The organism is Enhydrobacter aerosaccus (assembly GCF_900167455.1).
GTDB classification, from domain to species: Bacteria; Pseudomonadota; Alphaproteobacteria; order Reyranellales; family Reyranellaceae; genus Reyranella; species Reyranella aerosaccus.
In genome coordinates this window covers 193,378-213,743 of the sequence record NZ_FUWJ01000004.1, presented here as the reverse complement: position 1 = coordinate 213,743, position 20,366 = coordinate 193,378, and the positions used below count along the sequence as shown (strand labels likewise).

At 63.3% G+C, this 20,366-nt stretch carries 26 protein-coding genes; 13 read left to right on the top strand and 13 right to left on the bottom strand.

The window, feature by feature from the left end:
- Nucleotides 1-188: 188 nt before the first annotated feature.
- Nucleotides 189-971 (bottom strand): hypothetical protein, encoded by a 783-nt coding sequence (locus B5D62_RS18285; protein WP_139373951.1) that lies wholly within the window; start codon nucleotides 969-971, stop codon nucleotides 189-191.
- 34 nt (nucleotides 972-1,005) lie between these two features.
- On the opposite strand from B5D62_RS18285, the gene B5D62_RS18280 reads away from it, so the two are divergent.
- Nucleotides 1,006-1,386 (top strand): hypothetical protein, encoded by a 381-nt coding sequence (locus B5D62_RS18280; RefSeq protein ID WP_085935357.1) that lies wholly within the window; start codon nucleotides 1,006-1,008, stop codon nucleotides 1,384-1,386.
- 12 nt (nucleotides 1,387-1,398) lie between these two features.
- Here the strand turns inward: B5D62_RS18280 and B5D62_RS18275 are convergent, their stop codons facing one another.
- From B5D62_RS18275 to B5D62_RS18265, 3 genes are all read right to left on the bottom strand, one after another.
- Nucleotides 1,399-1,953, bottom strand: a complete 555-nt coding sequence (locus tag B5D62_RS18275; protein WP_085935356.1) for a hemerythrin domain-containing protein — start codon at nucleotides 1,951-1,953, stop codon at nucleotides 1,399-1,401.
- Nucleotides 1,954-2,080: 127 nt separating this feature from the next.
- Nucleotides 2,081-2,686 (bottom strand): cysteine hydrolase family protein, encoded by a 606-nt coding sequence (locus B5D62_RS18270; protein ID WP_231714853.1) that lies wholly within the window; start codon nucleotides 2,684-2,686, stop codon nucleotides 2,081-2,083.
- Nucleotides 2,683-3,255 (bottom strand): inorganic diphosphatase, encoded by a 573-nt coding sequence (locus tag B5D62_RS18265; RefSeq protein ID WP_170921005.1) that lies wholly within the window; start codon nucleotides 3,253-3,255, stop codon nucleotides 2,683-2,685. The genes B5D62_RS18270 and B5D62_RS18265 overlap by 4 nt, the downstream gene beginning before the upstream one ends.
- A gap of 166 nt (nucleotides 3,256-3,421) precedes the next feature.
- On the opposite strand from B5D62_RS18265, the gene ku reads away from it, so the two are divergent.
- Together ku and B5D62_RS18255 are read left to right on the top strand one after the other, a co-directional pair.
- Nucleotides 3,422-4,288, top strand: a complete 867-nt coding sequence (gene ku / locus B5D62_RS18260; RefSeq protein WP_085935354.1) for a non-homologous end joining protein Ku — start codon at nucleotides 3,422-3,424, stop codon at nucleotides 4,286-4,288.
- A 299-nt stretch (nucleotides 4,289-4,587) separates the two neighbouring features.
- Nucleotides 4,588-5,118 (top strand): DUF4142 domain-containing protein, encoded by a 531-nt coding sequence (locus B5D62_RS18255; protein WP_085935353.1) that lies wholly within the window; start codon nucleotides 4,588-4,590, stop codon nucleotides 5,116-5,118.
- Between the two features lie 31 nt (nucleotides 5,119-5,149).
- Here the strand turns inward: B5D62_RS18255 and B5D62_RS18250 are convergent, their stop codons facing one another.
- From B5D62_RS18250 to B5D62_RS18240, 3 genes are all read right to left on the bottom strand, one after another.
- Entirely contained in the window at nucleotides 5,150-5,755 is a 606-nt protein-coding gene (locus B5D62_RS18250) for a cupin (RefSeq protein WP_218191122.1), read from the bottom strand.
- Between the two features lie 78 nt (nucleotides 5,756-5,833).
- Nucleotides 5,834-6,145 (bottom strand): hypothetical protein, encoded by a 312-nt coding sequence (locus B5D62_RS18245; RefSeq protein WP_139373950.1) that lies wholly within the window; start codon nucleotides 6,143-6,145, stop codon nucleotides 5,834-5,836.
- Nucleotides 6,146-6,350: 205 nt separating this feature from the next.
- Nucleotides 6,351-8,597 carry an arylsulfatase gene (locus B5D62_RS18240; protein WP_085935351.1) on the bottom strand — a complete coding sequence of 749 codons (2,247 nt, stop codon included), beginning with the start codon at nucleotides 8,595-8,597 and terminating at the stop codon, nucleotides 6,351-6,353.
- Between the two features lie 86 nt (nucleotides 8,598-8,683).
- Here B5D62_RS18240 and B5D62_RS18235 point away from each other — a divergent pair, with 86 nt between their 5' ends.
- The 3 genes from B5D62_RS18235 to B5D62_RS18225 are packed head-to-tail and all read left to right on the top strand — an operon-like array spanning nucleotide 8,684 to nucleotide 10,906.
- Nucleotides 8,684-9,448, top strand: a complete 765-nt coding sequence (locus B5D62_RS18235) for an alpha/beta fold hydrolase (RefSeq protein WP_085935350.1) — start codon at nucleotides 8,684-8,686, stop codon at nucleotides 9,446-9,448.
- A gap of 1 nt (nucleotide 9,449) precedes the next feature.
- Nucleotides 9,450-10,169, top strand: coding sequence for a DNA-3-methyladenine glycosylase I (locus tag B5D62_RS18230; RefSeq protein ID WP_218191121.1), 720 nt, complete (start codon nucleotides 9,450-9,452; stop codon nucleotides 10,167-10,169).
- On the top strand, nucleotides 10,166-10,906 hold the full coding sequence (locus B5D62_RS18225) for an aspartate/glutamate racemase family protein (RefSeq protein WP_085935349.1): 741 nt from the start codon (nucleotides 10,166-10,168) through the stop codon (nucleotides 10,904-10,906). Before B5D62_RS18230 ends, B5D62_RS18225 begins: the two co-directional genes overlap by 4 nt.
- A gap of 4 nt (nucleotides 10,907-10,910) precedes the next feature.
- Here B5D62_RS18225 and ric read toward each other — a convergent pair whose 3' ends face one another.
- Entirely contained in the window at nucleotides 10,911-11,579 is a 669-nt protein-coding gene (gene ric, locus B5D62_RS18220) for an iron-sulfur cluster repair di-iron protein (RefSeq protein ID WP_085935348.1), read from the bottom strand.
- Nucleotides 11,576-12,043 (bottom strand): group III truncated hemoglobin, encoded by a 468-nt coding sequence (locus B5D62_RS18215; protein WP_419188792.1) that lies wholly within the window; start codon nucleotides 12,041-12,043, stop codon nucleotides 11,576-11,578. The genes ric and B5D62_RS18215 overlap by 4 nt, the downstream gene beginning before the upstream one ends.
- A gap of 55 nt (nucleotides 12,044-12,098) precedes the next feature.
- On the opposite strand from B5D62_RS18215, the gene B5D62_RS18210 reads away from it, so the two are divergent.
- The 4 genes from B5D62_RS18210 (at nucleotide 12,099) to B5D62_RS18195 (ending at nucleotide 15,481) form a co-directional block, all read left to right on the top strand.
- Nucleotides 12,099-12,524, top strand: a complete 426-nt coding sequence (locus tag B5D62_RS18210) for an RrF2 family transcriptional regulator (RefSeq protein WP_085935347.1) — start codon at nucleotides 12,099-12,101, stop codon at nucleotides 12,522-12,524.
- A gap of 140 nt (nucleotides 12,525-12,664) precedes the next feature.
- Nucleotides 12,665-13,423, top strand: coding sequence for a fumarylacetoacetate hydrolase family protein (locus tag B5D62_RS18205; RefSeq protein ID WP_218191118.1), 759 nt, complete (start codon nucleotides 12,665-12,667; stop codon nucleotides 13,421-13,423).
- Entirely contained in the window at nucleotides 13,407-14,657 is a 1,251-nt protein-coding gene (locus B5D62_RS18200; protein ID WP_085935345.1) for an MFS transporter, read from the top strand. Before B5D62_RS18205 ends, B5D62_RS18200 begins: the two co-directional genes overlap by 17 nt.
- Nucleotides 14,645-15,481: an NADPH-dependent oxidoreductase gene (locus B5D62_RS18195; RefSeq protein ID WP_085935344.1), complete on the top strand. Its 837-nt coding sequence runs from the start codon at nucleotides 14,645-14,647 to the stop codon at nucleotides 15,479-15,481. The genes B5D62_RS18200 and B5D62_RS18195 overlap by 13 nt, the downstream gene beginning before the upstream one ends.
- 6 nt (nucleotides 15,482-15,487) lie before the next feature.
- Here B5D62_RS18195 and B5D62_RS18190 read toward each other — a convergent pair whose 3' ends face one another.
- Entirely contained in the window at nucleotides 15,488-15,742 is a 255-nt protein-coding gene (locus B5D62_RS18190; RefSeq protein WP_085935343.1) for a hypothetical protein, read from the bottom strand.
- Between the two features lie 227 nt (nucleotides 15,743-15,969).
- Between B5D62_RS18190 and B5D62_RS18185 the strand changes: the two genes are divergently transcribed.
- Together B5D62_RS18185 and B5D62_RS18180 are read left to right on the top strand one after the other, a co-directional pair.
- Nucleotides 15,970-16,455 (top strand): Spy/CpxP family protein refolding chaperone, encoded by a 486-nt coding sequence (locus B5D62_RS18185; RefSeq protein ID WP_085935342.1) that lies wholly within the window; start codon nucleotides 15,970-15,972, stop codon nucleotides 16,453-16,455.
- A 19-nt stretch (nucleotides 16,456-16,474) separates the two neighbouring features.
- A complete protein-coding gene (locus tag B5D62_RS18180) occupies nucleotides 16,475-16,756 on the top strand; it encodes a hypothetical protein (RefSeq protein ID WP_085935341.1) in 282 nt (93 codons plus the stop codon).
- A 62-nt stretch (nucleotides 16,757-16,818) separates the two neighbouring features.
- Here B5D62_RS18180 and B5D62_RS18175 read toward each other — a convergent pair whose 3' ends face one another.
- Nucleotides 16,819-17,295 (bottom strand): potassium channel family protein, encoded by a 477-nt coding sequence (locus B5D62_RS18175; RefSeq protein WP_218191117.1) that lies wholly within the window; start codon nucleotides 17,293-17,295, stop codon nucleotides 16,819-16,821.
- A gap of 10 nt (nucleotides 17,296-17,305) precedes the next feature.
- Between B5D62_RS18175 and B5D62_RS18170 the strand changes: the two genes are divergently transcribed.
- Nucleotides 17,306-18,355, top strand: a complete 1,050-nt coding sequence (locus B5D62_RS18170) for a VOC family protein (RefSeq protein ID WP_218191116.1) — start codon at nucleotides 17,306-17,308, stop codon at nucleotides 18,353-18,355.
- A 65-nt stretch (nucleotides 18,356-18,420) separates the two neighbouring features.
- On the opposite strand, the gene B5D62_RS18165 is transcribed toward B5D62_RS18170, so the two are convergent.
- Both B5D62_RS18165 and B5D62_RS18160 read right to left on the bottom strand, forming a co-directional pair.
- The gene (locus B5D62_RS18165; RefSeq protein ID WP_085935339.1) at nucleotides 18,421-19,551 is read right to left on the bottom strand and encodes a zinc-binding dehydrogenase; all 1,131 of its coding nucleotides are present in this window, start codon (nucleotides 19,549-19,551) and stop codon (nucleotides 18,421-18,423) included.
- Nucleotides 19,551-20,294 carry an SDR family NAD(P)-dependent oxidoreductase gene (locus B5D62_RS18160; RefSeq protein WP_085935338.1) on the bottom strand — a complete coding sequence of 248 codons (744 nt, stop codon included), beginning with the start codon at nucleotides 20,292-20,294 and terminating at the stop codon, nucleotides 19,551-19,553. Before B5D62_RS18160 ends, B5D62_RS18165 begins: the two co-directional genes overlap by 1 nt.
- Nucleotides 20,295-20,366 lie beyond the last annotated feature (72 nt).

Sequence of the window (20,366 nt, the reverse complement as noted above, 5' to 3'; positions counted from 1 at the left end):
TCGACTAGGATCGCGCGCGGCAATCATCGACTCGGTAGCATGGCGAACATTGATCGAGGTCAAACCCGACCAGGGCACCGTTGACCGGATCGGCATCCCCCCGACCTTTCAAAGGCAACGGGCCAGATCCCAGCAAGCTTCGCCAAAACATCGCGCGATGTCCGCGTATTTTGCCGCAGTCGGGCAGATCAGCCGGACACGTTTCCCGACGGATGCGGCGGCCAGGCCGAGCGCGCACTTGGCTTGGCGACGGGATCGACGCAATGCCGCACCGCGGCGACGGCAGAACCGCCCGGCGCCGCCTTCAGGTCAATCGTTGCTTCGCCATCGAACGAACGGTGCCCACCGCGGTCCTTGGCAACCAGATCGAACCGCAGGATCATGGTCTTGCCGTCCTGGACGCCATCAAGAAGGCGATCCGAGACGAGCGGCACCCGATCCGCAACGGCGTCCGCGAGGACGACATAATCTTCGGCGAAGAACAGGCTGATCGGGTAGACGCGACCATCAATCTGCATTTGTGCGCTCGGGTCGGCCCGCAATTCCCGGGGATTGCTCCCCGCTGGCAAAAGCGGCCCTGGAGGCGACACGTAAAGCTGGAACTGCAGGACGCGTCGGTCCCCGGCCTGCTCGCAGGTCAGCACCAGCGCTTCGATATTGAGATTAGTCTTTACCGGCTCGATCACGGCATAGCTGGGCGGCTCGACATTCGGCTCCAGCTTCCATCCCTGCTGTCGTCCGTCCCCGCTTTGGGCAAACGCTGCACCGGCCAGAAGAAAGGCGCCCAGAAGCGTTCCCACGAACACGCCTGCCTTGGTGCGTCGGCGATCAGCTCGGATCGTTGCCATTGCGCTTCTCCTTACCCTTGCATTGGGCACCAGGATCCAGGGGGCCGCGGTGATCCAGATCAAACAAGGGTGGCCGTCGCGCCGATTCCACTCTTGAAATAGTGCGCCATTGATCCAGCGCAACGTCCGGTCGCAGAGGACGGGGCACTAAATCAGCATGTCGAAACTTCGGCCCCTGATTGCACTGGCCGCCATCTGCTCGGCTGCGATTGCCCCTGCGGTCGCCCAAGACGACGGTCGGCCCAAGATTCCCAACGAACTGCGGTCGCTGATCCTGCAGGACCAGCGGACGGCGCTGATGAATTGCCTTGCCGCATCGGTGGACCTCTTCGACGACCGGATCAGTCCCGCCAATGTCGTTGCATCCGCAGTGGCCTGGCACTGCGAAGCGCAAAAGGTTACGGACAATTACTGGAGCGTTCTGGCGTCACGCCGCTGGACGCCAGATACGATCGACATGTTCTACCGGGACCTTGCGCTCCCCTTCGTGCTCAAGCGGCGGGTCGAGCGGCTGAAGGAGGACGCCGGCTATCCCTGAAATGACCGAACGCTACGCCGGCAGGTTCGACAGCTTGCGTATGGCCGTGGTGCACTCCTGGCGGCTTTTCGAGACGGCAAGGGGATCGGCAGCCGCTCCGAAGACCCGTTCGATATCAGCCCATTCCGCCTGACCAAGAACGTTGCGGGCGACCGACAGCAGGTCGCGTTCCTCGATGCGGGCATGGCGCCGCGCAAACCGGACATAGTCATCGGCCACGATTGCCGTCTGGGCAAGACCGCCCTCGACACCATCCTCCCAATCCTTGAGAGCGGCGCGGAGGCGCACCAGATAGCCCTTGCTCGCCGCATGGTCCCGCTGGGCTCGGGCAACGACCCGTGACAGGCCGGGATCGCGGCTGAGGACGGCCTTGAACAGGTAACGCTCTTCGTTCGGCTGGTGAAGTTTCTCGGGAAAGCGGTCGAGATATTCGAGCAGGCTTTTCAGGTGGGTGAAGTCGGCCTTCCCATCTGAACGCATCGCCCGGCGGGCGATCGTGCGAAACGCCAAAAGAACAGAAAACATGGCCTTCTGCCGGTCCTTCATCATCCGAATCGCGTTGGGCATAGCAGTCTTTCCGAGGGGAGACACAATGCGTCCCGAATGCCACGCTGCCGCCGGCGCTCGATTGATATGGATCAAAGACCATTTGGAAAATATGGATAGGGCGTCTCAGCAGGTTGCTGTTTGCATCTCATTCCCAACTGCAGAGCACCTCCTCGGTGGAAGCCGTCCGGATCTGATGCTCGAACCGTTGCCGGAACAAGGCGAGCAGAGCGTCATGGCTGGCATCGTTGCCGCTGCAAAGCGCGTCGGTTGGCAACACGACCCGGAACCCGCGATCGATCGCGGCCATGACTGTCGCCAGAACGCAGACATCCGTTTCGCCGCCGCTGATGATCAGCGTGCCGATCGATCGCTCACCGAGCCATCGACCCAGGGCCCTATTGGCAAAGGCAGAGTACACCGCCTTGTCACAAACCCTCGCCGGCGGCACCAGCCGCCGCAGCGGCTCGACCAGATCGAGGAGTCGCTCGTCGAGAACATTGCGTGTCAGCGCCTGCCAGTGGCGATAGTAGTTGCGCCAGGCGCCCGGCATTTCCCCTGCCTCGCGCGGCGGGATGAACCGGGTAAAGATGGTCCGATCTGGATGGCGGCTGGCAATAGCCACCACATTGGGAATGGTTCTCGCCATCCAGGGCACGTGCCAGGGGCTGGGCTCTGCGAAGACGCGCTGGATGTCGATCGCAACATGAACGGCGTCGCGACCGAGATGAAAGGGCATCGTCCCGCTGGTCATTTGCGTGGCTGGTAGGTGCGATCGAACAGCTTTTCGCCAACCTTCAGCAGGCGATGAGCTCGACGAGGCCCTTTGCGCTCCAGAACCTCGAGCTCCTTGCCGTTGAGGCCAGCATAGCGAGTAAAGAAGGCCTCCAGCTCTTCGAGTTCACGCCCCGGCAGCTCCGCAAGGTCTTTCAGGTCGCGCAAGGTGCGGCTCTGGGTGCCCACGGCGAGAAACCGGTCGTTGCGCTTCCATCCCTCCGTGGCCGTCCGCTGTCGTATCTCCAGCACGCCAATCAGGCGTGCGGACGCTATGATTCCCGAGGATGCGGCGTGGTCGAGCATCAACAACACATCGAGAGGATCGCCGTCGGCACCAAGGGTCGAGGGAACGAAGCCGAAATCATAGGGAAAGACCATGCCTTCGCCCAACACGGACGAGAGGCGCAAGGCATTAACGGCGGGGTCGTACTTGTATTTGTGGGGGCTTCCCCGGGAGGTTTCGACGACGACGTTGACTTCATCGGAACCGGACTTGCATGCCGGCAGGAACAGGAGACGTGCCTGGGATTTCTTCAAACGGGGCATGCACTCATGAACGAGCGTCTTCGAGCGACGTTGCACCCTTGGGTTGGGAGACTGAAAGGAGAACGACCCTCTAGATCTTGAAAGCTCTTTGCCGCGGCAACGCGCGGGCATGGAGGGCTGTTGAATCCGCGCTGGAACAACCAACTCGCCCTTACGAGGATTTGTCATGGCAGCGCGGCCGTCGTGGGAAGGTCATTTGCGCCTGTCGCTGGTCACCTGCCCGGTGGCACTGTACACCGCGACCAGCGAAGCACAGACCATCCGCTTCAACCTGATCAACCCGGAAACCAACAATCGCATCAGAATGAAGACGGTCGATGCCGGGACTGGTGAAGAGGTCGCGCGCGCCGATCTGGTGAAGGGCTTCGAAGTTGCGAAAGGCGAATATGTCCTGTTGGACAAGGAAGACTTCACCGCCGTGAAGCTCGAGTCGACGCGCGTCATCGACATCGAGAAGTTCGTGCCCCGCACCACGATCGACCGTCTGTATTGGGACATGCCTTTCCATCTGGTTCCCGCCAGCAAGACGGGCATCGAGGCTTTTGCCGTCATCCGCGAGGCGATGGAGCACAAGAAGATGGTGGCGATCGGACGACTCGTGATGAACGGCCGCGAACGTATTTGCGCGATCGAGATCGAACGTGAGGGACTCGTCTTGACGACACTGCGCATGGCCGACGAGGTGCGCGGTCTCGAGGCGGTGCCCCACCCCGAACTTCCCAAGGCAGACCCGCGGATGCTCGACATTGCCGAAAGGATCATCGACCAGCAGTCCGGCTCGTTTGACCCGTCGGAGTTCGAGGACCGCTATGAAGAGGCGCTTCGGGCTTTGATTGAAGAGAAACGCAAAGGCCGGCCCATCCGACCTGCCAAGCCCGCCAACGACGACACGAAAGTGGTTGATCTCATGGAGGCGCTACGCAACAGCCTGAAAGCTGGGGGTGCCTCCCGCGAACGAGCGGAGCGTTTTGCGGCATCAAAAGCAAAGACTGGAGCATCGAAAAGGAAACCGAACCGTCGAAGGGCAGCGTGATCATGGGTAAATCTCCGACGTCTTCCCCCGAAAAGGAATACGAGCGCCTCAACCCGGGGGGCGGCCCGCCCGGTCAACAGGAAGAGCGCAAAACGAAGAAGGCCCCCAAGACCACCCGCGACGACGGTGGAGCGAGTATCCCGGGGAGCCAGAATGCGGATGTGAAGGGACCGAAGCCTGAGCGCGGACCGAGAGGCGCAACCACCTGACCGGCTCAGATCCTCCGCAAGTACTCGGCAACTTCCTAACCGGCCGCACCGTTAGCCGGGAGCAACTTCAGTCAGCGAGCGGAGGTCAACATGAAGAACATGCTTCTCGCCGGGGCCGCAGTCGTCCTGCTGGCAACGCCAGCCTACTCACAGTCCATCGCAGAGAAGACCGGTGTCAATTCCACGCTCGGAATCACCCCGACAACGCAGGACTTCGTGACCGAAGCGGTGAATAGCGACATGCTGGAAATCCAGTCCAGCCAGCTGGTGGCGACCAAGGGCGACACCAAGGACAAGACCTTTGCCGAGCAGATGATCAAGGATCACACCGAGACATCCGACAAGCTCAAGCAACTGGTCACCGGCGGGAAGGTCAAGGTGGACATGCCCAGCACGCTGGATAAAAGCCATCAGGCCAAGCTCGACAAGCTCAAGGGGCTGAATGGCAAGGACTTCACGAAGCAATATGAAGACATGCAGGTTTCCGCCCACAAAGACGCGGTATCCCTGTATCAGCGTTACGCCAAGGGCGGTGATAACGCCGACTTGAAGACGTTCGCTGGCGAGACGCTGCCCAAGCTCCAGGAACATCTGAAGATGGCGCAGGATCTCGACAAATAGCAGAGACAGTCAAGCAGGCGGCGCGGTGGCTTCAGCTCGCCGCGCCGTTCTGCGTCCACAGGCGACGGAGAGGTCCATTCGGGCCATAGACAGGATCAGTCCCTGGGACGGCGACCGAGCGGATGCGGGCAAGCGCTGCGTCGTGATCCAGATTTCCAGGCTCCTGTTGGTCATATCGTCCCTCTGGCGGATAGGCACCGACGACAAGCAGATCTTCAGCCGGAGCGACGCGCTGATGCCCTGTCCCGGCCGGAAGCACAACCACGTCACCTGCCTTCACGGTCACGGTGCAGCCTGTGCCGCCCCCGAAACGGACGGTGGCATGTCCGCGGGCGATGCCCAGAACCTCGTGCACCTGGGTGTGAAAGTGGAGGAAATCGAAGATCCCGTTGCTCCAGCCGTTGCCATCGAAGATCTTCTCCAACACGGCCGCCGGGTCGAAGTCCGAGGGCAGCGCAACGGCGTTCGGATAATATAGCATCGGCAAGGCCGGATTGTTCGGCGTCTCCCCGTCGTCCTTAAACGAGAATGTCTGCGGTTCGACCGTGCGCAGCAGACGCTTCAACTCGCCGTCTGAGGGGCGTCCGATCCCTGTCAAACGTTCCGCAACGCGCTTGGCATCCTCGGCAAACGACATCCGGCTCTCCTTGCGGGCTTGGAACGAGCTGCGACGGTACCGGTTCCAATCCGTATGTGTCGCGAGAGCGATATCGTCTCAAGCCACGCTCTTGGAACACCAGCTGCCGACGGCCCACAGGCTGACGATGATGGTACAGAGAGCCAGGGCAATGCCTCCGACGATATCGTACCAATTGATCCCGCCATAGGGATTGTCGAACCAGATCCAATAGAGCACCCGGCCTGACAGTATGGCCAACACTGGCAGCAGAACCCTCAGGATCCAAAGCCAGATCACTTCGTGAGGAGTTGAAGACCTGCTGTCGGAAGCGCTTGGTGCATCGCTCAGGTCGGCATCGACCTGATCAAGCGGCGAGGGCATGTCTCTTTCGACAAGAACACTCGTCATCACCCACTCCCACAACCCTGCGGCGAAGGTGAGCCATTTTCTGCAGACGCAGAAGTGACAAATGACAGTGCCTCGAATCGATCACAGCATGTGAAAACTCGTACGATTCCGCACTCTGCGCCGAAGCCTCAGGCGACATCCGTAGAGCGCGAACCGGCGAAGTCCGAGCATCACGACGGAGGAACCGAGGGCGGTCGCCCGCGTGTTATTCGCGGGCGACGGCGGCGGAGGCCGCCGAGTCACTGTCGAGCGCCTGATCGTCGTCCAGAACGACGGTCACCTTGCGCAGCTTGCCAGTGAAGGCGAACGGCGCCTCGTAATGCGAGACCGGACTGCCGCGATCGCGGCCAATATCGAGACCGGACCATGAAATGAAACTGATGAAGCCGAGCTGGGTCTCGATTGCGCCGGCAGGCTCGCCGTCGATCAGTAGGGTCGCGATATTGAGCCCCTTGCTGCGCCGCATGCGCACCCCGAGGCGGCGATTGCCGGCAGGAACGGGCCGGTCAGAGATCGCGACATGGTGCACGCCACCTACGTTCATGTCGTAGGTCAGGCGGTTGTCCTTGATGTAGAGCGAATAGCCGGAAGTCATATCGCCATGCGCAATCAGGACCCCCTCCGTAGTCGCTCCATCAATGCGCGCATCGGCCTCGATGGTGTAGGTGCGACTGCGGACATCGGGCGCCACGTCGGTCGGCACATGCCCCATGCCGGCATGGAATACGAAGCGGTTGCGGGGACCATGGAACCGCTTGGCGTTGTCGGAAAAGCGCGGCCCGAAGCGATCGTCGAGCGGCAACACCTTGTAGCGCTCGGCCTGGTGCCACCACGCCTCGATCATGGCCTTCAGGCGTTCCGGCTCGCGCTGGGCGAGGTCATCGGTTTCACTGAAGTCGCGATCGAGGTGATAGAGTTCCCACTGATCCTTGTCGAAATCCGTTCCCGGCGGATGGAATGCCACCGCCTTCCAGCCATCCTTCCATAGGCCGCGATGGCCGAACATTTCGAAGTATTGCGGTGAGGACTTCGATGGACTGCCAGCATCTTCCAGACTTGCCGCGAAGCTCGTCCCCTCGATGGGCATCTGCGGCACACCGTTGATGACATCGGGCGCCGTCACGCCCACGACGTCGAGAAGAGTCGGCACCAGATCGGCGGCATGACAGAACTGAGGACGCAGCTCGCCGCGCGCCGTCAGTCCCTTGGGCCACGACATCACCAGAGGGTCGCGAATTCCGCCGCCATGCGTGTTCTGCTTGTAGCGGCGCAGCGGCGTGTTCGAGGCCATCGCCCAACCAAGTGGAAAGTTGGAATGCGTGTCGGGTCCGCCGATATCGTCGATGCGGTCGATTTTCTCCTCAAGCGGCTCGCGGCGCAGATTGTAGGGGCCCATGGCGTTGACCATGCCGAACGGACCGCCCTCCTGGCTGGCGCCGTTGTCGGACATGACCACGATCATCGTATTGTCGAGCTGGCCCGCCTCCTCGAGAAACTTCACCAGCCTGGCCAGATGCCGATCGGCGTGATCGAGCATGGCCGCATAGGCGGCCTGCAGGCGCGTATAGAGCTTGCGCTCGCCGTCCGGCAGTTCCGACCACGGCCGGACCATGTCGTTGCGCGGCGGCAGGCGCGTATCTTTCGGTACGATGCCCATCTCCTTCTGGCGCGCGAGCCGACGATCGCGTTCGAGATCCCAGCCTTCGGCAAAGACGGCATCGTACTTGCGGATCAGATCGAACGGCGCCTGATGCGGGGCATGACAGGCGCCAAAGGCAAGCCAGGTGAGCCAAGGCACGTTCGCGTCATCGGCGACATGATCGGCGATATAACGGATGCCCTGATCGACCAAGTCGGCCGTCAGGTGGTAACCCGTGGCGAAGGTACCTGGCGGATCGACCGGCGTATTGTCCCGCACCAGCTCCGGCGCATACTGGTCGGTCTCGGCATCCATGAACCCGTAGTAGCGATCGAAGCCGCGCCCCAGCGGCCAGCCATCGAAGGGGCCTGTCGCACCGGACTCGGTCAGAGGCGTCACATGCCACTTGCCGAGCATGTAGTTGCGATAACCGTGCGGGCGAAGCATTTCCGCCAGCGTCCCGGCTTCGCGTGCAATCTTGCCCCTGTAGCCGGGATAGCCAGAATCGAAATTGGCGAGGCATCCGACGCCAACCGAATGATGGTTGCGCCCCGTCAGCAAGGCGGCTCGCGTGGTCGAGCACATCGCTGTCGTGTGGAAGCCCGTATAGCGTAGCCCGCGGCCGGCAATCGCATCGATGGTCGGCGTTTCAATCGGCGAGCCGTAGCAACCGAAGTCGGAGAAACCGACGTCATCGAACAACACGATCAGGAGGTTCGGTGCTCCCTGCTTCTTCAGGCCCGCCGGCCGTTGGGGCCGCTCAGGCCAATGCGGCTGTGACTCGCCAACTGTCCTGCCGATCTTTCCCGCCATCGCTCCCCTCCCGTTTCCTGTCTTGTCCAATACTTGTCCCATTGGATCAACCTTGTCGCTGGCCCGGGCCCGCGTTAGGGAAAGGGATGGCTAAGTTCACCTCCGATGGGCTGTCGCTGGCCTACGACGAGTTTGGTGCGCCGGATGCTCGGAAGGCGATCGTTCTCGTGCATGGTTTCTCCGCCAATCGGTACGAGAACTGGAAGCGCATGGGCTGGTACGATGCGCTCGCCGCCAAAGGCTTGCGCGGCCTTGCGCTCGACAATCGCGGCCATGGCGAAAGCGACAAGCCGCATATGCCGGAGAAGTACAGCCGAGAGGCCATGGCGAGCGATATCTTTGCCCTGATGGATGAGGCGGGCATCGAGCGCGCCCACCTGCTCGGCTTCTCGATGGGCGCCCATATCGCGCTGACTGCCGCTTTGCTCGATGGCAGCCGGATCGACCATCTGGTTCTGGCGGGGGTTGGAGCACGCCTCTTCGAGCCCGCGCGCGATCCCGAAGCGATGGCCCGGGCCATGGAGGCGACTTCGGCCGACGACATCAGCGACCCGATGCTGAAGAGCTTCCGGCAGTTCGCCGACGAGCAGAAGGAAGATCGGCTGGCATTGGCCGCCTGTTCACGCGGATCGCGCTCCGCCTTCACGCCGGATGCGCTCGGGTCCATCCGCCGGCCGACACTCGTGGTCGCTGGCATGCGCGACCAGCTCGCGGGTCCGCCACAGGGTCTGGCGGAGGCCATTCCTGGCGCCAAGGCGGTCACCGTGCCAGGCTGCGACCACTTCTCCCTGATCGGCCACGGCCTGTTCAAGGCGAGTGTATTCGATTTCTTCGACGGCTGGCTCGACTGACGTGGCGAGGGTTTCCTTCAAGTCGATTCGTGAGCGCGCAGCCAGGCGCAAGGGCGGCGAGAAGGCGCTGACGAACCTCATGCCCAGGAAGCCGAGCCGCAAGGCTCTCGCTGCCCTTGGCGATGACCGGGTGCTGTCGGAGATGGCCTGTCGCGTCTTCTCGGCCGGCTTCGTCTGGAATGTGATCGACAAGAAATGGCCCGGCTTCGAAGAGGCTTTCCTCGCCTTCCATCCCAAGCGACTGCTGTTCCAGCCCGACGAATTCTGGGACAAGCTCGCCTCCGATAAGCGCATCGTTCGCAATCCGCAGAAGATTCGCTCGGTGCGGGAGAATGCCAGGTTCGTGACGGAAATCGCAGCCGAGCATGGCAGCTTCGGCAAGTTCCTCGCGGGCTGGCCTGAGGACGATCAGGTCGGATTGCTGGAGCTGCTGGCCAAACGCGGCTCCCGGCTCGGCGGCTGGAGCGGCCAGTACCTGCTGCGCTTCCTGGGCTGGGATGCCTTCGTCCTGTCGGGAGACGTCATGCTCTGCCTCCGCGATGCAGGCGTGCCGCTGAGCGCCACCGGAACGTCGAAGAAGGATCTGAAGGCGGTACAGGCCCAGCTCAATGCCTGGAAGGCAGAAAGCGGCCTGCCCATGACACACGTTTCGCGCATCTGTGCCATGTCCATCGGCGAGAATCACGATGTCGCGCGCCTGAAGGAAATCATGCAGCTATGACCGAACTTCTGCTTATCAATCCAAACACCACCTCCTCGATCACGGAGCTGGTGCTGAAGACAGCGAAGGAATTCGCCGGCAAGGATACGATCCTGCGCGCGGTCAGCGGCGCCTTCGGTCCGCGCTATATCGCCTCCCGTGTCGGCTATGCGATCGCAGGCCACGCAGCGGTCGATGCATTGGCCCGAGACAGGGGGCGCAAGGATGCCGTGGTGTTGGCGTGCTTTGGCGATCCCGGCCTCGCGGCCCTGAAGGAAATCGCCAAGGTGCCGGTCGTCGGCATGGCCGACGCTTCCATCCTGCAGGCTTGCGCCATCGGCCAGCGCTTCTCGATCGTCACCGGCGGCGAGCGCTGGAAGCCAATGCTTGAAGAGTTCGTCGCCAGCCACGGCCTGTCGTCGCGGCTCGCCTCTGTCCGCACGGTGGCGCCGACCGGCGCCGACATCGCGCGCAAGCCAAAGGCGGCGTTGGCCTTGCTCGCCAAGGGCTGCCGGGCCTGTGTGCGCGAAGACAGGGCCGACGTGGTCATCCTGGGAGGCGCCGGACTCGCGGGCCTTGCCGCCAAACTGAAGGACGTCGTCGACGTTCCACTTCTCGATGGCGTCGCTTGCGCGATCTCGATGGCAGAGAGCCTCGCCCGCCAAAAGCTGGCCAAGGCGAAGGTCGGGCCGTTCTCCGCACCCGCGCCGGTCGAGAGCATCGGCCTATCCCCCGCCCTCGCCCGCGCCCTGCGCTGACCGGTCAGCCGCGCGTGAACCTCGGGAACAGGACGATGTTCTCGAGATAGATGTGCTGCATCAGGTCATCGGCAAGCTTGGACGTGCCGGCATAGAGGGCCTGCCAGGTGCGGCACGCTCCGGCGGGAACCGTGAAGCCCTCGGTCAGCGTCTCCAACTCCCGCAGGGCTTCGCCGTGGTCGTTGTGCTCGTGGCGCATCCGGGAGATGGGAGCGTCAAGACCCTTGGCGCCCTGCGTCATCGCCGGGAACAGGATGAGCTCTTCCTTGCACATATGCTGGTGGAGCTCCCGCATCATGCGCTCCAGTAAATCGGCCAGACCGACCGGCGCATGCGGCTTACCGGCATGGACCTGCTCGACTTTGCGAGCGAGCTGCACCAGCTCGGGCAGCTCCCGGCGATGCACTTCGTGATAGCGCGCCAGGATGTGTTCGATCAGTTCCACGGTATCCATCGGCGCTGGCGCCTTGGCTTCGGACAGTTCAGACAGCGCCTGCTCGACCTCGGTGACGTCGACGCCGCGAGCGCGCGCCGAGTCGCCGAGCGCGATGTCGCCCTTGCAGCAAAAATCGATTCCGAAGCGACGGAACACCGCCGTCGCACCCGGCAGCGCGGCGGCGATCTCTCCAACAGTGCGTTCATGCCCCGGCAAGCCGCTCGAAAAGTTGGTCATGGCTTCTCTCCTTCACCGGCTGCAACCGGGGTCTGGCGGTGGAATCGGGTGCCGCGGGCCGGCAACGCGCCGGCACGGAGGGCGACGCCGAGTTCCAGGCTCTGTGCGATGCGACGCGCTCGCTCGACGAAGTGCGTCGCCGCGGCCGGCGGACAGATTTCGGACGCCGTCGCCTCGAACAATTCAAGCCAGCGATCGAAATGCCGGGCATCGACCGGTAGATCGACGTGCTTGATCATGGGATTGCCCTGGTACTCGCCGGTCGCCAGCGCGACGGATGACCAGAAACGGCACATCTGTGCCAGATGCGTGTCCCAATCCCGCACGCGAGCATCGAAGATCGGCCCGAGAAGCCCATCCTGGCGCACCTTGGCATAAAAGGCGTGCACCAGCCGCTCGATCATCGCCTCGTCGATTCCGGTTTGCGCCACGACATCTGCGCGTATTAAATTGGTATTCATCATACCTATTTGAGGTCAGTTAATAGGTATTTCCAATGCCTATTATAGCGGAGCGACAATGCGCCTCACAGCCTTTACCGACTTCGGTTTGCGCGCCCTGATGCGGCTCGCCAGCGAACCTTCGCGTTCGTTCACCACAGACGAGATCGCCACCGAATTCGCGATCTCTCGGCATCATCTGATCAAGGTCGTGCGCCAGCTTGCGGCCACCGGCTACGTCAAGACGCAGCGCGGCACGGGCGGCGGCTTTCAGCTCGCACGGCCAGCCAAGGCGATCACCTTGGGCGAGGTCGTGCGCGATCTCGAGGACGATCAGCCTCTGGTCGAATGCTTTCGGGACGACGGCGGCGATTGCGTCCTCACACCACGCTGCCGTCTCAAGAAGCGCTTGTCGGCGGCGCGCAATGCCTTCCTCGAGGAGCTGGACAAGACCACACTGGCAGAATGTGCTTATCCGGCACCGCCGCGTCGAGCAGCAGCCTGAAGGCGTCTCGCGCCTCCGTGGCTTGACACACCGCAAGCCGCTGCCATGGTCGATTCATGCGGTTGGTCAGCTTTCGCCAAGCGGGCGCGCAACGAGTCGGAGCTGTTGTCGACGATGGTATCGTCGATCTGTCGGCACGCATGAACGGCCGCTGGCACAGCCTGCGTGACGCCATCGCCGGCAAGGGGCTGACGGAACTCGCAAAGGCCGCCAGGAACCAACCTCCCGACGTCGCTCTCGATGCTGTCGAGCTGCTGCCCGTCATTCCCAACCCCGACAAGATCGTCTGCGTCGGCGTCAACTACGCAAGCCACGCGAGCGAAGTCGGACGTGAGCCGCCCACCCAGCCCAGTGTCTTTTCGCGGTTGCACAATACGCTGGTCGGGGCACGCGGCCAGATCGTGCGGCCCAAAGCTTCGATCGCCTTCGACTTCGAAGGCGAGCTGGCGGTCATTATCGGCGAGCACTGCCGGCATGTGCCACGCGCCCAAGCCTTATCGGTCGTCGCGGGCTATACCTGCTTTCTCGATGCCAGCGTGCGGGACTTTCAGAAACATTCGGTGACCGCGGGCAAGAATTTTCCGGCCACCGGTCCGCTCGGCCCGTGGATGGTGACGACGGATGTCATTCCCGATCCGCAGGCGCTGACCCTGACAACGCGCCTGAACGACACCGTGGTCCAGCACGACACCACGGACCACATGATTTTCGACGTGGCTTCCATCATCGAGTATCTTTCGACCGTCACTTGGCTCGAGCCAGGCGACGTCATCGCCACCGGTACGCCGGATGGCGTCGGGCTCGGCCGAAAGCCGCCGCTCTGGATGAAGGCCGGCGACACGGTCGAGGTTGAAATCTCAGCCATTGGGACTTTGAAGGTCAATGTCATCGACGAGTGAACCGCTCGGCCTCTCGGCTCCCGAACAGGCCACCGCAGGATGGCGGCGCGACGCGAAGGTCATCTCGCTGATCTCGGCCGTGCACTTCGTGAGTCACGTCCACATCATGCTGCTGCCGCCCATCTTCGGTCAGGTGCGCGAGGCGTTCGGAGTGAGTTATACGGATATCGCCCTTGCCCTCACGGCCTTCAACGTTGCATCGGCGTTGCTGCAGACACCGGCGGGCTTCCTTGTCGATCGCATCGGTCCGCGCGCGGTCCTGACGGCCGGCCTCCTGGTCGGCGCCGCCGCGATCAGCATGGCCGCACTGCTGCCGGGCTATTGGCTCTTCATCATCGCTTACGGTCTGCTGGGCGTGGCCAACACGGTCTACCATCCGGCCGACTATTCAATCCTGTCGGCCACCATCGACGGCAAGCGCATCGGCAAGGCCTTCTCGATCCACACCTTCGCCGGCTATGCCGGCGGTGGCGTGACGCCGGCGCTGGTGATCGGGTGTGCAGCCATCTGGGGCTGGCACGGCGCCTTCATGGCCGCAGCCATCCTCTCCTTCGCTGCGGCGATGCTGCTCGTGGTTGCCGGCCATGTCCTGCCCAAGCCGTCGCGCAAGCCGAGCGGACCGGCACATGGAGATCACAAAGTCGGCCTGGATCTGCTGCTGAGCGCGCCGATTCTGCGCAATCTCTTCTTCTTCCTCTGCCTCGCCATGGCCAATGGCGGCATCCAGACCTACACGGTCGTGAGCCAGCAGGCGCTGCACGGCACGCCCGCCTCGATCTCCAACATTGCCCTGTCAGGCTTCCTGCTGATGAGCGCGGTCGGCGTACTGCTCGGCGGCGTCATCGCCGACCGCACCCCGCATCACGAACGCGTGGCGGCCATCGGCTTTGCCTTCACTTCCACCATGGCGATCCTCATGGGGTGGACGGCCATGCCGGGCTTCGTCCTGATCCTGGTGATGTCCGTCGGCGGCCTGCTCAACGGCATGATCCAGCCCTCGCGCGACATGATGGTGCGCGCCGTCACGCCCGCCGGGTCGTTCGGCAAGGTGTTCGGCTTCGTCAGCACCGGCTTCAATCTCGGTGGCATGATCGCGCCGCTGACCTACGGCTGGCTGATGGATCATGGGCAGCCGCAGATGATCTACGCGATCGTCGTCGCCTTCATCTTTCTCGCTCTGGTCACCGCCGTCACTCGCCGCAAGCCACAAGGAACGCCTGCATGGACTCGCTGACACCTCAACCTTTCGACAAGGGCGCAAGCCTGGCCCACCGCTACGGTGCGGCGGTGCCCGCGGCAGGCCCGTGGAACGAGACGATCGCCCGCCAGCTCGAGCACCGGTCGGTCCGGGCCTACAAGGCCGATCCGTTGCCAGCCGGGACGGTCGAGACCCTCGTTGCCGCCGCGCAGTCGGCTGCCACCAGTTCCAACATGCAATGGTGGTCGGCGATCGCCATCACCGACCCGGCCAAAAAGAAGGTGCTGGCCGAGGTTGCCGGCGGACAGAAGCATATCGAGCAGTGCCCGCTGTTCATCGCCTGGGTCGCCGACATGGCCCGGAACCAGCGTATCTCCGCGCAGGAGAAGGTCGAGTTCGAATGTATGCCGTGGCTCGAGACCTTCATGGTCGCCTGTATCGACGCCGCCCTGGCCGCCCAGAATGCGGTAGTCGCGGCTGAATCGCTCGGGCTCGGCACGGTCTATATTGGAGCCATGCGCAACGACCCGGTGCGTGTGGCCAAGCTGCTGGGCCTGCCGCCGCAATCGTTTGTCGTCGTCGGCCTCTGTGTCGGCTATGCCGCCGAAACCGGCGCAGGGGAGGTCAAACCGCGCTTGCCCCAGGCTACGGTGCTGCATCGCGAGCAGTACAATGTCGAGAACGAGATCGCCGAACGCCACGCCTACGATGCGGAGATGGCCAATTTCTCGCAGCGCCACGAACTGCAGGCGGCAACCTGGACCCAGCGCGTCCTGAACCGTCTCGGACCGATCAAGTCGATGAACGGACGCGAGAAGCTGCGCACCGTCCTGGCGGGCCTGGGTTTCGAAATCCGCTAAACCGACCTATTGCGCCGGCTTGGGTTGAACCGGCGGGCGGGGCGGCTCGAGACTGCGGCCCTTCTCGGGACGCTGCGGCCCGGCACCCCCCTTGGCATCGGGAATCGGGGCGGCGCCCGATGAATTGAGGCCGGACTTGGCATCGATCCCGATCAGCGGCGCCGACGGCGGAATGAGAGGCGATTGCTGTTGCGCCACCGCCATTACAGCCAAAATGACGGCTGCCGCCAAAGAACCGAAGACCCAGAAAAGCACACGCATTGATCGCCCCGATCGGTGACCATCATCGACGGTCCATTGCCCTCCTTTAGCGTGTCGCAGTGGAATTCGAAAGCGACCTCCGCAGCCGGCTCATTGCCCCAAGCCGGTCACAGCCATCCCGTCCCGCTGCAGCAACCGGCCTCGAACACCATTCGTTTTCCTTGGACCGACCGCACGGCCCTCCGCATGGCCTGTGTGGAACAGGAAACCAAGGTGAGGAGAACAGCATGACAGTCCGATTCTCGTACCCGCGAACGCTGGCGACTGTCTCGTTGGTTGGCATGGCGTTGGCGGTCGTCCCCGTCGGCGCCTCGATGGCCCAGAACCCGACCGCGAAGCCGCCGGCGGCCCAGGCGGCCACCAGCAGCCAACCGGAGACCGTGGAACAGCGCATCACGCAGTTGAAGACGGCGCTCAAGATCACGCCCGACCAGGAGCCCAAATGGAATGCCGTGGCGCAGGCGATGCGGGAGAACGCCGCCGCCATGGACAAGCTGGTCAAGGAGAAGCACGCCAAGGACCCAAACATGACCGCCGTCCAGGACCTGGAGACCTATCGGGATTTCACCCAGGCCCATCTCGACGGTCTGAAGAACCTGATCCCGGCGTTCGACGCGCTCTACAATTCCATGCCTGACGCGCAGAAGAAGAATGCCGACCAGGTCTTCATGAATTTCGGGCCGCCGCACGCGAAGACCCGTTCGCAAGGCTGACCGACCCTGGAGGTGCATCATGACAACGCGACTTGGAGTAGTCCTGGTCCTGGCCGTGACGGCGACGATCGGCCTGGCTGGGCAAGCGAACGCCCGCTGGTGGGGCGACGGTCAATGGCACGACGACGACCGTTGGCATGCCTGGCATGAACAACACGAACAGCGCGAGCACGATCCCTACTACCGCTACAACTATCAGCCGCCGCCGGTCGTGTACGGTACACCCTATAATTACGGATATGCCGCGCCGCCCGTGATCTATGGCGGCGAGCCGGGCCTCAACATCCATATCGGTCCGTAATCCGGAAAAGCTGGCGAGGTGACACTTTGGCGGGCCGATGCCCGCCATTTCTTTGTCCGCCGTCAGCGCTCCTCGTTCCGCTCCAGCCAGCTGTGCTCCAGCGCTCGCAGGCGGGCCGTGACGGAGAACAGGAACGCCGTCGACCACCCGAACAGAAGCAGGCCGTTCGCTCCCTCGATGGCGCCGAACAGCCGCCAGTGATGATCGAGCACGACGTCGCCGTAGCCCAGGGTCGTGAAGCTCGTGGTCGAGAAATACAGCGCCGTCTCGAAATCGGGCAGGCCTCCGACCAGCAGATAGGCCACGGCATAGAGCCAGATCTCGATGGTATGGATGGCCACGAGCCCCAGCACGACGAACAGAATGACCGCTCCCTGGCCGGCGGCGCCCTCATGAGGGCGGAAGCGGTGACCGCGTTCTCGCAGGATCCAAAGCAGGGCCAGCAGGCCTCCAAAGTGGATCGTCACCGTCAGCCCGACCATGAAGGTCGCGAGCGCGAAGTTGGCGATCATTCCGACATTGCTCATCACGGCGAACATTTCAGCTTCCTTGATCAAGATCAAAGCGGTCGGCAGCGGACGCTCTCCATTCTTTACCATGTCCTTCGCGGAGCCATTGCACGACATCGCCCATCTCGGCGGGATCGAACTCTTCACACCTCGCTTCGAGCGGAGCCTCTGGTACTTTCACGATCTTCTGGGAATGGAGGTCGTCCACCGGAACGGCAGTTCGGCCTATCTGCGCGGCTGGGGCGACCATTCGGTCAGCACGCTGAAGCTGACATCGGCCGATCGGCCCGGCGTCGGCTGCATTGCCTGGCGGACGGTGAGTCCACAGGCGCTGGAGCGCCGCGCCGAGGCAATCACTGCCGATGGATTGGCGATCGGCTGGACCAATGGGGATTTCGGACGCGGCAGGTCGTTCCGCTTCTGCGACCCGGACGGCCACCTGATGGAGCTCTACTTCGAGGAGCAGAAGTATGATCCGCCCGCCAGATTACGGTCCGCTCTCAAGAATCAGCCGCAGAAATATACCGGCCGGGGCGTCGGCGTACGTCGCACCGATCATCTCGCCCTGCTCGCCGCCGATGTCGGCCGCAATCGCCGTTTCGCCGAGAGCACGCTGGGCTTCCAGCTTCGGGAGCAGGTCCTGTTCGAGCAGGGAAAGCGCGAGATCGGCTCGTGGATGAGCCCCAACGCCATTCATCACCAGCTCGCCTATGTCGCCGACGTCAAAGGCGGTCATGGACGACTGCATCACATCTCGATGTGGGTCGATAATCGCGAGGACGTGCTGCGTGCGGCGGACATCCTGGTCGAGAACGCGATCTTCGTCGAAGCCGGCCCCTCCAAGCACAACAACTCGCAAGGCTTCTATCTCTATTCCTACGAGCCGGGCGGCAATCGGGTGGAGATCTATTCCGGCTCGTACCTCGTGCTCGCACCTGACTGGCGGCCAGTGACCTGGAACGAAGAGGAGCGTGGCAGCGGCACCTACTGGGGCGCGCCGCTGCCCGAGAGCTTCATCCAGTATGCGACGCCGGATATCGAGCCGCCGGGCCGCAAGAGCGATTCGCTCGACCTGCCGGTGTTCTTCTAGCGTCAACGACGGCGTCTCACCGTCTCAATCCCAAGGGTGTGAGACGGTGAGACGAGAGCCGGACCTCAGGCGTGCGGCACCAGAACCTGGCGAACCGTGGCGACGTCCTGCAAACGGTCGAAGCCCTCGTTCAACTCGTCGAACCCGATGCGCTTGCTCATCATGCGGTCGACCGGCAGCTTGCCCTGCTGATAGAGCGAGATGAAGCGGGGAATGTCGCGCACGGGCACGCAACTGCCCATGTAGCTGCCCTTGATGGTCTTCTCCTCGCTGACGAGGCCGCTCTGCTTGAAGGCGAAGTCGGCCGCGATCGGCGACAGGCCGGCCGATACCGTCGTGCCGCCCCAACGCGTCACCAGATAGGCCGTTTCCATCGCCTTGATGGCGCCGGCAAGATCGAAGGCATAGTCGACGCCGCCGTCGGTGAGATCGCGCACCTGCGTTACATGATCGGCATCCTTGGCGTTCACCGTATCGGTGGCGCCAAGCTGGCGCGCCAAGCCCAGCTTCTCGTCGAACAGGTCGATCGCCACGATGCGGCTGGCGCCCGCCAACACGGCGCCGAGCAGCCCGCTGAGGCCGACGCCGCCCAAGCCGACGATCGCGACCGTGCTGCCCGGGCGGATCTGCGCCGTATTCACAACGGCGCCCACGCCGGTCACGACGGCACAGCCGAACAGCGCCGCGATATCGAGTGGCAGGCTCCTGTCGATCACCACCAGCGAGCCGCGATCGACCACCGCATATTCGGCATAGCACGACACACCGGACTGATGGTTCACCGGCTTGCCATCGTAGTGCAGTCGATGATGGCCGCTCAGCAGCTGGCCGGCGGCGCGCGGCGCCACCGAGCGCTCGCAGATATAAGGCCGGCCTTCCAGGCAACGGCGGCAACGACCGCAACTCACATTGAAGGTGAAGCACACGTGGTCGCCCGGTTTCACGTCGTGCACGCCGGCGCCGACCTCGACGATCTCGCCGGCGCCTTCATGGCCCAGCACGATCGGCGTCGGCCGTGGCCGGTCGCCGTTGATCAGCGACAGGTCGGAGTGGCACAGGCCGCCGCCGCCCACCTTGACCAACACCTCGCCCTCGCCCGGCGGATCGAGATCGACCTCGAGGATGTGGATCGGCCTGCTTTTGGCATACGGGCGCGGCGCACCGCACACGGTCAGAACTCCAGCTTTCATCTTCATCAGGCGATTCCTCCATCGACACGCACGACCGATCCGGTGGTGAAGCTCGATCTCGGCGAGGCGAGATAGAGCGCGGCCGTGACGATTTCCTCCGGCCGGCCGCTGCGCTGCAGGGCAGCGGTGCTGTTGAGCTTGTGCTCCTCGCTCCAGGCCTTGCTGACATCCGTCAGGAACCGGCCCGGCGAGATCGTGTTGACGCGGACCTTGGGCCCATATTCGAAGGCAAAAGCCTCGGTGATGGCATTGAGGGCCGCCTTGGCCCCGGCATAGGGGGCGATCTGCGGCCGTGGCCGCAAGGCACCGGCACTCGAGATATTGATGATCGAACCGCCGCCGCCGGCCGCCATGCGGCTGCCCACCAGCGACATCAGGCGGAACGGTGCCTTGAAGTTCAGCGACACGATGCGATCGAACAACTGTTCGGAGGTTTCCAGCGACGACGGCGCGAGCGGCGACGAGCCGGCATTGTTCACCAGGATGTCGACCTTGCCGAAGGCCGCGTAGGCCGCCTCGACCAGGCCGTCGAGCTCCTGCCAGTTGGCGACGTTGCAGGCATGGGTCACTGCCTTGCGCCCGAGCGCCCGCACCTCGGCCGCGACCTTCTCGCAGGCCTCGATCTTGCGGCTGGTGATGAACACGTCCGCCCCATTCGCGGCGAAGGCCTTCACCATTTGGTAACCGAGGCCGCGGCTGCCACCAGTCACGAGGGCGACTTTTCCAGTGAGATCAAACAGGTCAGTCATGGGCACGACTCAAGACGTTTGACGCTGGCATGTCACTTGCTAAGTGTAATTGAAGAGCGGAACGGACAAGGG